At 64.0% G+C, this 14,626-nt stretch carries 20 protein-coding genes; 5 read left to right on the plus strand and 15 right to left on the minus strand.

Annotated elements, in window-relative coordinates; all coding sequences use genetic code 11:
- Positions 1-74 precede the first annotated feature (74 nt).
- The gene (locus AB8A23_RS23905) at positions 75-986 is read left to right on the plus strand and encodes an outer membrane protein (RefSeq protein ID WP_439058004.1); all 912 of its coding nucleotides are present in this window, start codon (positions 75-77) and stop codon (positions 984-986) included.
- Between the two features lie 28 nt (positions 987-1,014).
- Here the strand turns inward: AB8A23_RS23905 and AB8A23_RS23910 are convergent, their stop codons facing one another.
- The 3 genes from AB8A23_RS23910 to AB8A23_RS23920 all read right to left on the minus strand — a co-directional run bounded on the left by AB8A23_RS23910 (position 1,015) and on the right by AB8A23_RS23920 (position 2,384).
- Positions 1,015-1,731, minus strand: a complete 717-nt coding sequence (locus AB8A23_RS23910; RefSeq protein WP_439058002.1) for an HK97 family phage prohead protease — start codon at positions 1,729-1,731, stop codon at positions 1,015-1,017.
- A 242-nt stretch (positions 1,732-1,973) separates the two neighbouring features.
- Entirely contained in the window at positions 1,974-2,156 is a 183-nt protein-coding gene (locus AB8A23_RS23915; RefSeq protein ID WP_439058000.1) for a hypothetical protein, read from the minus strand.
- A 12-nt stretch (positions 2,157-2,168) separates the two neighbouring features.
- The gene (locus AB8A23_RS23920) at positions 2,169-2,384 is read right to left on the minus strand and encodes a hypothetical protein (RefSeq protein ID WP_089267037.1); all 216 of its coding nucleotides are present in this window, start codon (positions 2,382-2,384) and stop codon (positions 2,169-2,171) included.
- A 195-nt stretch (positions 2,385-2,579) separates the two neighbouring features.
- Between AB8A23_RS23920 and AB8A23_RS23925 the strand changes: the two genes are divergently transcribed.
- A complete protein-coding gene (locus tag AB8A23_RS23925) occupies positions 2,580-3,590 on the plus strand; it encodes a tetratricopeptide repeat protein (protein WP_176454704.1) in 1,011 nt (336 codons plus the stop codon).
- Positions 3,591-3,640: 50 nt separating this feature from the next.
- Here AB8A23_RS23925 and AB8A23_RS23930 read toward each other — a convergent pair whose 3' ends face one another.
- From AB8A23_RS23930 to AB8A23_RS23965, 8 genes are all read right to left on the minus strand, one after another.
- Positions 3,641-3,790 (minus strand): hypothetical protein, encoded by a 150-nt coding sequence (locus AB8A23_RS23930; protein ID WP_170849706.1) that lies wholly within the window; start codon positions 3,788-3,790, stop codon positions 3,641-3,643.
- A 22-nt stretch (positions 3,791-3,812) separates the two neighbouring features.
- Positions 3,813-4,355 carry a hypothetical protein gene (locus AB8A23_RS23935; protein ID WP_141137162.1) on the minus strand — a complete coding sequence of 181 codons (543 nt, stop codon included), beginning with the start codon at positions 4,353-4,355 and terminating at the stop codon, positions 3,813-3,815.
- A gap of 5 nt (positions 4,356-4,360) precedes the next feature.
- Positions 4,361-4,618 (minus strand): hypothetical protein, encoded by a 258-nt coding sequence (locus AB8A23_RS23940; RefSeq protein WP_089267034.1) that lies wholly within the window; start codon positions 4,616-4,618, stop codon positions 4,361-4,363.
- Positions 4,619-4,693: 75 nt separating this feature from the next.
- A complete protein-coding gene (locus tag AB8A23_RS23945; protein ID WP_439057997.1) occupies positions 4,694-5,374 on the minus strand; it encodes a metallophosphoesterase in 681 nt (226 codons plus the stop codon).
- Between the two features lie 172 nt (positions 5,375-5,546).
- A complete protein-coding gene (locus AB8A23_RS23950) occupies positions 5,547-6,377 on the minus strand; it encodes an outer membrane protein (protein ID WP_231077348.1) in 831 nt (276 codons plus the stop codon).
- Between the two features lie 207 nt (positions 6,378-6,584).
- On the minus strand, positions 6,585-7,790 hold the full coding sequence (locus AB8A23_RS23955) for a phage portal protein (protein WP_175367471.1): 1,206 nt from the start codon (positions 7,788-7,790) through the stop codon (positions 6,585-6,587).
- Between the two features lie 36 nt (positions 7,791-7,826).
- Positions 7,827-9,098 carry a DNA-packaging protein gene (locus AB8A23_RS23960; protein ID WP_309946230.1) on the minus strand — a complete coding sequence of 424 codons (1,272 nt, stop codon included), beginning with the start codon at positions 9,096-9,098 and terminating at the stop codon, positions 7,827-7,829.
- Positions 9,067-9,480, minus strand: coding sequence for a hypothetical protein (locus tag AB8A23_RS23965; RefSeq protein WP_309944749.1), 414 nt, complete (start codon positions 9,478-9,480; stop codon positions 9,067-9,069). Before AB8A23_RS23965 ends, AB8A23_RS23960 begins: the two co-directional genes overlap by 32 nt.
- 85 nt (positions 9,481-9,565) lie before the next feature.
- Between AB8A23_RS23965 and AB8A23_RS23970 the strand changes: the two genes are divergently transcribed.
- Both AB8A23_RS23970 and AB8A23_RS23975 read left to right on the plus strand, forming a co-directional pair.
- Positions 9,566-9,835, plus strand: a complete 270-nt coding sequence (locus tag AB8A23_RS23970) for a hypothetical protein (RefSeq protein WP_439057994.1) — start codon at positions 9,566-9,568, stop codon at positions 9,833-9,835.
- Complete coding sequence (locus tag AB8A23_RS23975) at positions 9,805-10,269, plus strand: hypothetical protein (protein WP_170849707.1); 465 nt, start codon at positions 9,805-9,807, stop codon at positions 10,267-10,269. Before AB8A23_RS23970 ends, AB8A23_RS23975 begins: the two co-directional genes overlap by 31 nt.
- 46 nt (positions 10,270-10,315) lie before the next feature.
- Here AB8A23_RS23975 and AB8A23_RS23980 read toward each other — a convergent pair whose 3' ends face one another.
- From AB8A23_RS23980 to AB8A23_RS23990, 3 genes are all read right to left on the minus strand, one after another.
- Positions 10,316-10,624 (minus strand): hypothetical protein, encoded by a 309-nt coding sequence (locus tag AB8A23_RS23980; RefSeq protein WP_175367475.1) that lies wholly within the window; start codon positions 10,622-10,624, stop codon positions 10,316-10,318.
- Positions 10,625-10,653: 29 nt separating this feature from the next.
- Positions 10,654-10,938, minus strand: coding sequence for a DUF3551 domain-containing protein (locus tag AB8A23_RS23985; protein ID WP_175367476.1), 285 nt, complete (start codon positions 10,936-10,938; stop codon positions 10,654-10,656).
- A gap of 164 nt (positions 10,939-11,102) precedes the next feature.
- A complete protein-coding gene (locus AB8A23_RS23990; protein ID WP_093759013.1) occupies positions 11,103-11,267 on the minus strand; it encodes a Flp family type IVb pilin in 165 nt (54 codons plus the stop codon).
- 230 nt (positions 11,268-11,497) lie between these two features.
- On the opposite strand from AB8A23_RS23990, the gene AB8A23_RS23995 reads away from it, so the two are divergent.
- Positions 11,498-12,985 (plus strand): serine hydrolase, encoded by a 1,488-nt coding sequence (locus AB8A23_RS23995; RefSeq protein WP_439057992.1) that lies wholly within the window; start codon positions 11,498-11,500, stop codon positions 12,983-12,985.
- Positions 12,986-13,004: 19 nt separating this feature from the next.
- Here AB8A23_RS23995 and AB8A23_RS24000 read toward each other — a convergent pair whose 3' ends face one another.
- Complete coding sequence (locus AB8A23_RS24000) at positions 13,005-14,618, minus strand: MDR family MFS transporter (protein ID WP_439057990.1); 1,614 nt, start codon at positions 14,616-14,618, stop codon at positions 13,005-13,007.
- Between the last annotated feature and the right edge of the window lie 8 nt (positions 14,619-14,626).

Consider the following 14,626-nt stretch of genomic DNA (forward strand, 5'->3'; position numbering starts at 1 on the left):
ACAGACCCGCCTCCCCCGCTCTGCCTAGGCTGCTGCAAGCGGGGATTCGCCCCCGCCGCAAAGGGGGAAACGACATGCGCAACATCACCATGACTGGAATGCTCGCCGGCCTGGTCGCGGCCGGAGCCGCGCAAGCGGCCGATGTGACCGTCAAGGCGCCGCGGCGGCCGCCGGCCGAGACCTCGTGGGTGCCGCACTCCGGCTTCTTCGTCGGCATCGGCGGCAGCGCCAATACGCTCGATTTCGGCACCCAGAATGTCTACGCGGTGGGGACGTCGGACGTCTTCACCAACGGCGTGCTGACCTCCTCGGGATCGGCCGCCGGCCCGGCGACGCTGTATCCGGACGACCGTGCGCAGATCGCCTTCTCGGCGCAGGGCGGCTACTTCTCCCGTTTCTCCGGCAGCGACTGGCTGTGGGGCGCCAAGTTCGGCTACAGCTATCTCGGCGCCAGTTCCAACATCCGCGCGGCGCTGCTGCCGCAGGTGGGATCGTTCACGCCGACCGGCACGAGCACGGTGGTGCCGTTCACCGGCAACGCGCTGGTGCAGTCCTACCAGATTCATATCGATCACAAGATGACGTTCGTGCCCTTCATCGGCCATGCGTTCGACCGCGGCTTCGTCTATCTCGGCGCCGGCCCGACGCTGACCCGGGTCCGCACCGACCTCAACGGCCTGATCGGCTTCGCCGACCTCAACGGCAACCGCACCGACGTCTCCGGCGCGCCGATCAACCTGACCAGCAAGAGCTGGGTGCTCGGCGGCGCCGCCATGGTCGGCGCCACCTACTTCCTCGATCCGACCTGGTTCGTGGATGTGAACTACATGTTCGCCATGACCGAAAACAACACCGCGAACTATGCGAGCCCGTTCACCAATCCGAACGGCACCGGCGGCACCACCAACCAGGGCACCATGGTCGGCACCGCCGCCGCGCGGACCCAGACCCAGGCGATCACGATGACGATCAACAAACTGTTCTGAGCGCGCATCGCGGCGCGGCGCGTTGTCCTCAGCGCCCGGCGAACCGGGCGTGGGCGGCGACGCCATGCAGCGCACGTTTGCGATCGGCGCGGGCGCGCAGCGAACAGGCCTGGACAGGTCCGCCCGCTTTGCGCCCACGCCGGATGACCAGCGCCGGTGCATCCGCGGCGCCGCTCAAATCGGTGCGATATGAGTCGATGACGTGTTGGCCGGTGAGCTGGGTCCAGTCGCGCTCGGCCTGATCGCGCAGGCGCGACATCGGCTGCTCCTTCACGGCACTCACCCGCGCGCCGTTCAGCAGCGGGAATGTGACGATGGACACTTCCCAGAGATCGACCTGATAGAGTTTGCGCACCCGCGTCTTCGGCTCGATCTGGCCACGCTGGGTGCGATAACCGATCGACAATCCGTCCACCGCGCCGGCCTGCAGCAGCGCCAGCAATTCGCGCGCGCGTGTCACATCCGGGATCAGCCGGCCCCGCGCCCATAATCCGCGCAGGTCTTCCTTCATCTCGAGCCAGACACCGACGGGCTCGGAGGGATCGTGCTGGAACAGCATCGGGATCTTTCGCAAGCCGCGCAGCTTCAGCGTCTGCGTGAAGGCACCGGGCATCACCATGTCGCGCGCCTGGTCGATTTCGCCGAACAGGCTGGCATAGCCCTCGATCACGCCGTCCGGCGTAAGTGCGAGGCGCGCGGAGAATGGCTGGGGGGATGGCCAGGGAGATGGCAACGGGGCATGCATCGGCGGCCTCGCAACATGCGGGGGAAGAAGAGAGAGGAGAGCAACAAGCTACGGCGGAGATGTCCCCTCTCCCCCGGGCGCAGCGCAGCTGCGTCTGGCGGGAGAGGGTCAGGGAGAGGGGGCGCTACAAGCACCGGAGCCTGCGGCGCCCTCTCCCGTCTCGAATGCACGATGTGCATTCGATCCACCCTCTCCCGCGGCGCACGGCTGCGCCGTGCTGGGGGAGAGGGGAAAAAAGCGAACTACACTTTCGCGCGCCGCGGCGGCTTCCGTCGCGCTGCCGGCTTCACCCGCGACTTCACAGCCAGGGCCTTGCGCTGCAACTGATCGAGATGGGCGAGAAATTCTCTGAAGACACTCAGATGATCCTTGCCCGATTTCGTCTCCGGGCGGATCGAACGCATCACGTCGTGCAGACTGTCCATGGATGATCCCTTTCAGATGTCGTCGGTGTCGTCGCGCATGCGGTGGCGGCGGTGTGCACGGCGGTTGAAGCGCGCGAGCTGCCGCACGAATTCGTCGAAGCGGCGCGAGGCGCCGGCGAGTTCGCGCAGCGCGAACAAAGCCGCGGCGCTGGCCACGCTCGCCCACAGAAACAAAGCGAGATGCGCGAGGTCGCCGCGCTCGGTGAAAATTCGGATCAGGTCATCCATGGCGATTGTTACTTTCATCTTGCGCGCCCCCGCTGCCGCGTTCGCGCGTGCCGTCGAACCTTTCGGCTGACGCCGCCGACCAAGCAGCAACGCCGTCCCGGCTCCCTCGCCATCCGAGCACGACACATGCACCCGAACGCACGATCAGGCCTGTCCTTGCGCCTATCCTTGCGCCTGCCGTTTTGCAGCACGCTGATGGCAATGGCGCTGGCCGCCAGCGCCGCCGCAACGCCGACTTATGCCACTGCTGCCACACTGGCCGGCCCTGGCGGCGATTATGCCATTTGCCTGAAAGGCCGCGGCACGAAGGCGATGGCCGCCTGCGACCGCGCCATCGGGCTCGACTATTACCGCGGCGGCGATCTGGCGGCGCTGCATCGCAGCCGCTCGCTCTTGCATGAGACCTATAGCGAAACGGATGCAGCCATCGCCGACGCCGACACCGCCATCCGGCTCGAGCCGGACGACGCATCGGGCTACGCCATGCGTGGCCACCTCTGGCAGGTCATGAAAGTGTATGACCGGGCCATCGCCGATTTCAGCGCCGCCATTCGGCTGCGGCCCGACGATGCAGACTTCTACAAGGACCGCGGCAGCATCTGGTTCGACACCGCCAAGACCGACCAGGCCATCGCGGATTTCGATGCCGCGATCCGCCTCGCGCCGGACGATGCCTCCGCCCATGAGAGCCGCGCCCGGGCCTGGAAAGACAAGCACGATCTCGACCGCGCCATCGCCGATTACAGCGAAGCGATCCGTCTCGATCCCACCAATGCCGTGACAGTCTATTGGCGCGGCCGCACCTTTGACGACAAGGGCGACAGGGACCGCGCCATCGCCGATTTCGAGACAGCGATACGGATCAGCCCGGACTATCCCAGCGCCTATAACAGCCGCGGCGTCATCCACTACATGCGGAACGATCTCGACCGCGCCATCGCCGATTTCGGCATGGCCATCAAGCTCAACCCCGAGTCCGAGCTCTATCTGTTCAACCGCGGCGCGGCCCTGATCGACAAGCACGAGCCGCTGCGCGCCATCGCCGATTTCGATGCCGTGCTGACGCACACGCCCGACAACGCCAAGGCGCTGTATTACCGCGGCGTGCAGAAACGCGTGACCGGCGATGCCGAAGGCGCACTCAACGATATCGCCGAGGCGACCCGCATCGATCCCGACTGGGTCGCGGCACAAACCACGCACTAGACGCCTTTGCGGGGGGCCGTTGCACGCAGCGCGATACGGGCCGATATCCGTCAGCGATCGCGGTGGACGTCCCAGTAATTGGTGACGCCCTCTTCGTGGTTCCTGCCGCTGGGCGGCGCCCGCGGCGTGTGCAGGAAGGCGCGATATAGAACGGCGAGGATTCCGATCAGCAGCAGCAGCGGCAAGATCCAATCCGGCATCGGTATGTCCCTTCGTGTGTTACTAGGCCGCAAACAGCGGTTCCATCGGCTGGCCGTCGAGATCGCGCAGATCGTAAGCGGCGCCGAGCGTCACCAGCGCATGATGCAGCAGGCCGAACGGATCGGCGGGAATCCCGAGGCCGAGCTGTTGCTGCAGCAGCGGGCGATTGGTTTCGATGGCCGGATCGTTATCGATGGCGTCCGCGTCCAGGTCCGCGCCTTCGTCATCCAGCATTGCGCGCATCGCGGCCAGATCACCGTCGCAGCCCGATGCGATCTGTTCCCACCAGGGATGTTCGACAACGAGTTCGAGGAATTCCTGCAGGCTGGCGGCGACGATGCCGGCCTGCCCTTCGCTCGTCAGGTGCAATACATGCTTGATATCGCCGACCAGCGCGAAGACCCCGCCCGATCCGTTCTGCCCGACGACCTCGAACGGCTGCAGCGCGGTGACATCGATCCAGACCGGACCGTGGGATTGATTGTCCGTGACCGTGAATTCGAACGGCCACAACATGTCGCGCAGCGCCTGGCTGGCGCCGAGCATCGCCGGTGTCACAGTCATGGCGATCACTCCGTCCGCGTCGCCGCCGCGCGGCGCAGGCGCCAGAACCACACCAGCAGCAACCCACCAGCACCGATGCCGACAAGACCACCGATCACCAGTGCCTGCACGCGCTCAGTGCCGGATGACGACAGTGCCACGACCGCGCCGGCCACGAGGCAGGTCGCTCCTACGGCGTCCCCGACCCATGGCCATCGCGCTGTCACCCAGCCCCAGACGAGCTCGGCAAAAAATTCGACGACGGTTTCGATGATCGAGGACATGCCAGCGTGCCGGTTCAGTTGCGTTGCCGGTTAGGCGTCGCGGCGCGGTCTTTGGTTCAAGAGGTCATATCAGCCTCAAGGCGCCGGCGGCGCGGTGATCTCGATCAGCTCTACCGGCCCGCCCGGCAGCGCGTTATCGAACACGCCGATCACCAGCCGGCCTGTCTTCCAGGCATAGGTGTCGAGATTGCTGCGGCCCTGTTTCAGCAGCGGCCCATCGGCATGGCGGTCATGGCCATGCACCACATGGCGCGCGCCCTCGCCTGCGTCATGGCCGGACGCGTCATCATCCGCATAGCGCTTGGTCATCAGCAATACCGGGTCCTGCTGCGTCAGCGGCAGCGCGGGATCGACGCCGGCATGGACATAAATGCGATGCGCATCCATGTGCCACAGCGGCCGGCCATCGAGCCAGTCGATGTCATGCACCGGCACATCGGCGACGTCGCCGCCATAGGAGGCGAGCGCGGTATCGCCGCCTTTCGTCATCCAGTTTGCCATCGCCACATCGCCGCGCAGCGCCGCCACCATCAGCGCATCGTGATTGCCCTTGAGCATCGCCAGCCGCAGGCCAGGTGCCACCCCTGCCCGCAGCCGCGCAATGACGCGGCGCGAGTCCGGCCCCTTGTCGACATAGTCGCCGAGCACAATAAGCGTGGCGTTTTCACCGGCCCGATGCGTCTCGATCCGCAGCAGTGCCGCATCGAGCAAATCGCGTCGGCCGTGCAGATCAGGAATGACGTAGGTGCGGGGCATCGCGCAATCATATCCCAACTGGCGCGATCTCTCCACCGGCGCAACTGGGCAGCGGTGATACGTCCCGTTCTCTGTCATTCATGTGACATGAGCCGCACGCTCCGTGCATTGCCACAGAAAAAGCCCGGCACAAGGCCGGGCTCTTACGTTTTCGGGATAAGATCTCAGGTCATCAGTAGCGCGCAACCACCGGGCTGCCGAACTTGTAGTTCAAACCGACGCGCACGGTATGGAATGTGAAATCCTGCGAGATGTTCTCGCGGTAGTTGAAGCCCGGCGGAGCGAAGGTGCTGCCCGGAATATAGGTCGAGTTATAGGAGATGCTGCCGAGGTCGGTGTAGAGATATTCGAGTTTCACCGTCCAGTTCGGCTGGAAGGCATGCTCGACGCCAGCGCCGACCGTCCAGCCGACCTTGGTTTCGCTGCCCGAGCCGGTCTTGTTGTAGCCATTGCTCGACAGCAGCGTCCAGCTGCCCTGCACATCGCCGACCGCCAGACCGCCGGTGGCGTACCACAGCGTATTGTTCACCGCGTAACCCAGGCGCGGACGCACGGTGGCGAACCAGTCGCTCTTGGTGGTCTCCGTGAAATTGCGGGTGATGAAGCCACCATTGAGGCCCGACAAGGCAATCGTCTTGCTCATGCCGGACGCGTTGATATCGGCCTCGAGGCCAAACACCCAGCTGCCGACCTGATAGTTGTAGCCGACCTGCCCACCGCCGACCACGCCCTGCGGGCTGTAGCGCTGGTTGCTGAGGCCGATCAGTTCGTTGCGGAAAGCAGGCGATTCAATGGCCCAGCTGCTGGTCGGATCGAGAACCGTATCGGCTCCGCTGCGACCGAAGCCGTAGCCGACATTGCCGCCGATATACCAGCCGGTCCAGCTGTAAACGGGATCGACCATCACCGGCGCTTTCGTGTATGGGCGCGGCGCCATATCAGCGGCCCATGCAGAGGTTGCGCTCAAGGCGAGAACCGAAGCTGCCAGAATGATCTTGTTCACGAGAATCTCCCAAGTCTGTCGTCTTATTATGTCAGCGATCCTAGGCCGCCCACGGCCCGAATGCTGTCACGCGACGGCAACACCCACGGTCAAACTCAACCCCTGATTGTGAACAAACGCGCAATACACTCCAGTACTGTTCGCGTCTGTCCATAACGTCGGGCGGGTCCGTCCGCACCGCTTGGAGAACGCGTTGCAGTCAGGCCCCTATCCCAGCCTGTCCCCGCCCTCCACCGGCGCATAGCCCACCGCTTCGCGTTTCTCGTTCAGCGTCAGGAAATCCGCGCTGCTGACGCGCTCCCATAGCGCGGTGCGATCGGCGGCGAGTGCATCCACGCGGTCGGTGTCGATGTCGATGCGGATGCCGTCGCCGAACGCGGGCGCCAGCCATTGCGCCAGCGCGTTGCCGGTGCGCGCCGCCAGCGGCAGCACGGTTTGGCGAAAGAACACGCGGTTGGCTTCCTGGAAATTCGCGAATGTATTGTCGCCGGGAATCCCCAGCAGCATCGGCGGCACGCCGAAAGCCAGCGCGATCTCGCGCGCGGCATTGTGCTTGGCCTCGAGGAAATCCATGTCCTTCGGCGTCAGCGACATCGCCTTCCAGTCGAGCCCGCCTTCCAGCAGCAGCGGCCGCCCGGCATTGGCGGCGCCCTGATAATTGCCCTCGAGTTCGCGCTTGAGGCGATCGAATTGCGGCTCGGACAGCACCGATCCCTCCGGTCCCGCATAGACCAGCGCCCCCGACGGCCGCGCCGCATTGTCGAGCAGCGCCTTGTTCCATTTCGACGAGGCGTTGTGGGTGTCGAGCGCGGTCGCGGCGGCGTCGATCGGCGCCAGACCATAGTGATCGTCGAGCGGATGAAAGAAGGTCAGATGCAGGATCGGCGGCACGCCGGACGCCTGCTGATCGAAGCGCACGCTGCGGCCGCCGACGCTGTAGTCATAGGCCTCGGCCCAGCCATCGCTGCCAGGCACGACTTTCATGCGGTCCGGCCGCAGCGCGTAGAGTTCGCGGACCTCGTGCTGCCGCACCTCGTGCTGTCGCACCTGCGTGTCGAGCGTGACGGCTTCGACATAGGCATTGCCGGCGAGCAGCAGATGCGCATAGAGCGTCTCGAAGAACACCCCGCCATCCTGGCGCGGATTCGGCCGCGTCAGCAGCTGCGCCAGCGGATGCGCCTCGCGTTCCTGCGCGCCGTCGAAGACGAGAAAGCTGCAGGCCGCCGCATTCTCGGCGATCAGCCGGACGGCGCGGTGCACGATGGCATTCGACAGATAGCCCTCACGGGCGAGCGCCGCAAAATCCTTGGGTGTCCAGCGCGCACGCCCGCCGCTCTCGAATGCGAGCACGCGCGCGGTGCGCGACGCCTTCACTTCCGGCGCCGCCAGATAGGCTTTCAAGCGATCGAACATGATATGATCCAATTCAACTGTGCACGGGACACGAGGTCACAACACCCTGATCCTTGGCCCATCCCCGCGCGGCACCAGCGCCAGCGAGGCGACAGCCCAGACCATGGCGTCGAGACGATCCGGCGAGTGCCCCGACGACAGCCCCGAACTTGCGAAGTCGCACATCTCGTCTTCGAGCGCGGCAAAACTGCCGACGTGTTTGACGCGGCCCTGCTCGTATAAGGTCGCCACCGGCTCGGCGCGTAGCCACTTGCCACGCAAGGCACGCACCGGCGTCACCGGCACGGTGTGATCCACTTCGTTGATCACGCTGCGCACCATCTCGCCGCCCTGATTGACTTCCACCACCAGCGCATCGGCCTCCAGCCGGCGCCACAGTGCGATCGCCTTGTTGGCCCAGGCCGTCGGCGTCACCGACGAGACGGTGTCGTCGGCCAGCACATAGACGATGCCGCCCTCGGCGATCCCCGCGGCAACGATGCCGCAGCAGTCTGCGCGCTTGCCGGACGACACCGGCGGATCGACCGCCACGACGATGCGTCGTAGCGGCGGTGCCTCGCGCACGCGGCACTGTTCGAGCAGCCCCCGCGACCACAATGCATCGGGCCGATCCTCGATGATTTCGCCGTCGAGCTCCTGTCGGCCGAGCCGTGTGCCAGCATAGCGATCCATCACGCTCTGCAGAAACGTCGGCGCGAGGTTGAACGCATTCACTACGGTTGCGGCGCGCGTCGTCACCGTCGTCGGATCGCCCATCAGGCGTTTCAGCAGCGCCGTCGGCCGCGGCGTCGTGGTGATCATCTGCCGCGGCCGGTGGCCCAGCCGCAGCCCGAATTGCAGCATGTCGAACGTGGCTTCGGCATAGCGCCACTTCGCCATCTCGTCCGACCATGCGCAGGAGAATTGCGGGCCGCGCAGGCTCTCGGGATCTTCCGCGGAGAATACCTGTGCGACGGCGCCGTTGCTCCATTCCAGCCGCTTGCGTGACGGCATCCAGACCGGGCGCTCGTGATCCGGATGCACACTGAGCAGCCCGGACACTCCCTCGATCATCACTTCACGCACGTCGTGTTCGGTTTCGCCAACAAGCGCAATACGACGGGCTTTTTCGTGCGCTAGTGGCGCCTGACCGAGCGCCTGCGCACGCACCCATTCGGCACCGGCGCGTGTCTTGCCTGCGCCTCGTCCACCAATCATGAGCCATGTCAGCCACGGCGCACCATTCGGCGCGATGTCAGGCGGCACCTGATGCGCATGCGCGAAGACATTCCAGCACTCACTCAGGAAGCCTCTCTCGCCCCGCGTCATTCCCGTCGACAGGAATTGGCGGTCGCCCGCCAGGCCGTCTTGCAAGACGTTCAGCAATGCGTCGACGGAGTTCGTCGAGGTCTCGGGGGCGGTCGTCATCTTCGGCGGGCCTCTGTTCGTTGCCGCCCTGCACTTTCTTCAGTTCGGTCAATGTGCGCGCCAGGGAAGCCAGCGTGCGGGCGCGGCGCTCGGCCTCTGTGCGCAACGCTTCATTCAAGCGCCGGCGGCCAACGATCTTCTGGATCGAATCGAGTTCGCGTTCGATGGCTTGGGTAACGCGATCGGTCAGCGGCGCGTCAGGCGGCAAATCATTGAACCGATCGACGGCCGTTCGCCGTCTTGCACGCGGAGCGCTGGACCGCTTCTTGGTAACAGCTTTCATTGCGGCCGGTCGCTTCTTGATTTGAGTTGGAGGTATATCAACTTCAGCAGCGGATGCTGGTTTCGGCCTCCTCGGTCCGGCGAAGATGGTCGTTGCCGCAATCGTCCTCTTCCGGGCCACCACGCTGGCCCGGATTTTTTCAGCGGCTGCTGCCATGGTGGCCGGGTCAACGGCGCTCCATGTTTTCTGTGAATTCTTTACTTTCGAGTTCTTGGAGCTCTTCTTCGCCGCCCTTGGTTTCCGCGCGGCCTTCACAACGACAGCAGCCCGCGCCGGCTTTCTCGCCGGGCGGGCTATTGGCTTTCTGACCATGTTGGGAACTCGTTGCTGCTGTCAGTCGATCATGCCGGACTGACTGAAATTGATCGGCCGATCGCCGAAACCGATCACGTCCTGAAGAACACAAACCAGACCACGCCGAGGATCAACACAGCGAGGCCGAGGCTGATCGCCAAAAGCGCGAGGATCGACGGGCCCGGTTCGGCCTGGCGTGCCTCCGTCGCGGATTCGACGATCTGCTCTTTTTGCTTGGTTGCCGAATTCCTGATTATCATGGCACCCTCGTTTGGCTTGCTGTTGGATGCCGATGAGATTCCTTGCGGCACCGTATGGAAAGCAACGCAGGATTTGGATCGATGTTCCGGGTATTCACCGCACACCGGGCTAAACAGCGCGGCGCAGATTCGCCGCCAATCAGCAGCGGCGTTTCCTGCGAACCCAATTGTGGAGCATGCCGCAAACCTACTTCGACAGCGCAACGCTGTCAAGGCTAAAAATCCTAGAATTTGAATTTAGTCCTGAAATCGGAATTTTGTCCGCGCGATCAACGCGCTGGCTATCGCGGCGGCTGCGACCACGCCGCTCCCGGCGCACCGGTGATCTTGCCGGGATAGTCGATATTGACCACGCAATTGCCGCGCAACGCAGTCGCGGCCTGCAGGCACTGCTGATAGTCGAAGAACCGGCAGATCTGCGGCACACTCCCCGGCCCGCGGGGGCCGCCGGTCAACACGCAGAACGGCGGAATACCGGAGCTGGCCGCGACCGATGGCCGCGCCTGCGCAGAATCCACAGCCGGCAACGACGCCGACGCGATTGCAATCGCGGCCACAGCCCATAGGAGCCTGCGAATCCTTGTTGTCATCGATGCGTCCTTCACGAGCGGACGATCACTCACCGCGCGCGCCGGCGACGTTGTGGCGCCGGTTCCGCAGCAGCGCCGGCGCGATACTCGACGTTGCCCACGCAGTTGCCTCGCGTACCGACGGCAGCATTGATGCATTGCTGGTAGTCAGAAAAGATGCAGTTGCTGACATAGGAGGATTCGCCGTTGGCGCCACTCTGGGCGATGCAGAATTGCGCACCAGCCGCCGAGGCCGGCGTCGCTCCCGCGAGGATGAATGCCGCAAATCCCAAACCGGCCAATGCCGAAAGCTTCAAACGCGAATTCAATGTCATGATGGTCATCCATATGAAAATGCGCAGGCTCGAGGCCCGCGCACGATCATATAGGGTGCAGCACCCCAATCGATAGGACATTCACGACATTGCGTTTCGACAAGACAGCCATGTCTTTTGTCGATTGCAATGGCGGCGCCCGGCACCGGCCGGTCTTCGCGGCCCTATTTCAGCGAGGTATTCACGGCGGCGTAGCGCCCGTTCAGCGTGGTACCAAGGCCCTGCACAGCCACGATGATCGCGAGGCTGATGCCGGCAGCGATCAGCGCATATTCGATGGCCGTCGCACCAGACTCATCGTCGATAAATTTCGAAATCAAACGCAACACGAAAATCTCCTCATACGGCTGCGGATTTCTTCCACGCCGTCCCCTGAAAACTGAACTCAACCTAAGCGGCAGAGGTTGCAGGAAGGTTCACCAACAGGCTCAATTATGAATTAATCGTGCGGTAACTATGTGTGCGCTCGCCCGGAGCAACGGGACTTGGGAGTATCGTGGGGCCGGGTATCGTCTGCATTTCAGCTTGCACTTAACCAGAAGTGTCGAGGCTTGTCCCAATGGCATCTGAACCTGTCGCATGCTGCCAATCCGTCGCGGCGTTCATTCCCGAATTCGAGCATCTTGTCGTAGAGGTCATGAAGGAGTGGAAGGTCCCGGGCCTCGCCGTCGCTATCGTGCAAGACCTGGAGGTTGCGTTCGTTGGGACCTATGGCCTTCGCGATATCGCAGCCGGCCTGAACGTCACGACGGATACGCAGTTTCAAATCATGTCGGTCTCGAAGTCGTTCGCCGCTACGGGCCTGGCCCTCTTGGTTGACGAGCGGCGCATGGATTGGAAGAAGCCGGTGCGGGAATACATCCCGGAATTCCGGCTCTATGACGCCGTTGCGAGCGACCGCGTCACGGTGCGCGACCTGCTATGCCACCATTCCGGATTGCCACGTCACGATTGGATCTGGTTGCCCGGCGATCTGTCACCCGCCCAAATGCTGGCAGCGCTGCGCTATCTCGAACCGAGCGCCGACATTCGCAGCGCCTTTCAGTACTCGAACCTCGGCTACCTCATTGCGAGCATGGTGGCCGAGCGCGTCAGCGGCCAGAGCTGGGCCGAATTCACCCGCTCGCTGACCGACAAGCTGGACATGAAGGTGACGTTCACTGTGGAGGAGCTTGCCGCAGCTACCGACGCGGCCGTGCCCTACGGGATGATGGGAGACACTTGTCAGCGCACGAAACTCTGGCCCATCAGCGTGCCGGCTGCGGGCGGCATGAGCACGTCGATTGCAAGCTTCGCGAACTGGCTTCGTTTTCATCTCGGCCAGGGCGCGTTTGAAGGACAACGTCTTCTGTCATCCAGCCTGATACAGGAGCTCCAGAAGCCGCGGGTGCATGTCGGGGCAACCGGATTCGCCGACTACAGCGATGTGCATTACGGTTTCGGCTTCCGCTCGCACTGGTATCGCGGAGAACGCGTGGTGTGGCACGGAGGCGGCTTCACCGGCACGAATGCGCTGATGATGATGTTGCCCGATCGCGGCGTCGGTGTCGCGGTGCTCGCCAATAATGGCATGACTCCGATACTCGCTCCGCACATCCTCGCGAATTATGTCTTCGACCGAGTCTGCGGCAAGGAACCGGTACCCTGCTTCGATCGCTTCCGCGAGCAACGCCGCAACTTCGTGACGCAATACGAGGCTTGGCTGCAGACCGGGAAAGCCGCGCCGACGCCGGCCACCGAGCCGCACCGTGACCTCGCGGATTACGCCGGTGACTACGCGCATCCCGGCTACGGCCGGATGACGATCACGCATGCCCAAGGCAAATTGCATTGGGCGTTTCGCGGCATGTCGGAGCCGCTCACGCCTCGAAACTCGGACACGTTCGAGCTGCCAGAGACACCTGCGTCGCCCGGCGGCCTGATGCCGAGCCGGCTTTCCCTCTCATTTTCCACCGGCGAAGACGGGAATATTGCGAGCGTGGCAGTCCCGCTCGAGCCGCTGGTCAAGGACATCGCCTTCACACGCGTGGCAGCGGAACATTTCTGAAGTCGGATGACGGCTTCGCCTACTCCGAAACCAGCGACGGCTTCGCCTTTGCCGGCCCTGCCAGCGGGCGTTCTTCCATCAGCAGCAGGAACAGTGTCGACAGCGCCAGCAGGGCTGCCGCAGCTTCGAACACATAGCGGAAGGCGCTGACCATATCGCTGGCCGCGATCGGATGCGTGCTGGCGGCATGCTCGCCTGAGATCGAGATGTCCGTGCCGAGCGCCATCAGGAGAATGGTGGTGAAGGCGGCGACGGTGAACGACGCCATCAGCGCGCGGAAGAAGTTCATGGCGCCGGTCGCGGTCCCGATCTGCGGGCGTGGCACGGCGTTCTGGATCGACACCAGGCTGACCGGAAATGCCGTGCCGAGCCCGATGGAGAACAGGCCGAGCATCGTGAGCAGCGCCCAGAGTGGCAGCGGCGTCGCGAGCGCCAGCAGCAGACCCATCAGCGCCGACATGGCGGTGCCGGCGATCGCCACGCGCTTGTAGTGTTTCGCCTTGGTCATCATGTGGCCGGCAAAGGCAGCGCCGCCGACTGACACCGCCGCGATCGGGATCAGCGCAACGCCGGCTTGACCTGCAGTCAGGCCGTAGACCACTTCGTAATAGAGCGGCATGTGTACGGTCAGCCCGAGCATCGCACCCATCGCGCAGCCGCCGGCGGCCATCGCGAAAGGCACCACCGAGCCCGACATCAGCGGTAACGGCAGGAACGGCTCATCGTGATGGATCGCATGCCAGATGAAGGCGAAACCCATCACCGCTGCTGCGCCGATCATCGCGACGATGGTCGGCGACGCCCAGGAGAATTTGGTGCCGCCCCATGTCAGCACCAGCATGAAGACGACGGCTGAAGCCATCAGCAGCATGCCGCCGAGCCAGTCGACCTTGCGGCGGCGATGAAACACCGGAAGCTTTTTCATCTTCGGCAACAGCAGCGCCAGCGATCCCACACCGAGCGGAATATTGATCCAGAAAATCATCGACCAGTGCAGATGCTCGGCGAACAGCCCGCCAATGATCGGGCCGCCGATGCCGGCCGCGACCCACACACCGCTGAAATAAGCCTGATACTGGCCGCGCTCACGCGGCGACACCACGTCGGAAATCACCACCTGCACGATGGGCAGGATGCCGCCGCCGCCGAGGCCCTGCAAAGCGCGCGCGATAATGAGCACGATCATGTTCGGCGCCAATGCGCACATGATCGAGCCGACCATGAACAGCGACATCGCGGTGATGATCATCGCGCGGCGACCATAGATATCGCTGAGCGTGCCGAACACGGGCGCCACTGCAGTCGATGCCAGCAGATAGGCGGTGATCACCCAGGACAGATTGTTCACATCGGCGAATTGCCGGCCGATGGTCGGCAGCGCGGTGGCGACGATGGTCTGGTCGAGCGCTGCCAGGAACATGGTCAGTAGCAGGCTCATCAGGATGGTGCGGACTTCGGCGGGGGTCAGCGGCGCCTTCACGGCAGCAGGCGCGTCGCCGGGTTCGATTACTTCTGTGGGGATCCGCGATAGTTCCTGCGCGAGCTCGTCCGACAGGACCGCATCCGACGGCATTTCCTCGGGCAATACCTGATCATCGGCCGCTGACCGGCTCTGTCGCTCGAACTTGTTCATGAAACTTC

The organism is Tardiphaga sp. 619_E2_N8_4, assembly GCF_051810905.1.
In the GTDB taxonomy this organism is placed as follows: domain Bacteria; phylum Pseudomonadota; class Alphaproteobacteria; order Rhizobiales; family Xanthobacteraceae; genus Tardiphaga; species Tardiphaga robiniae.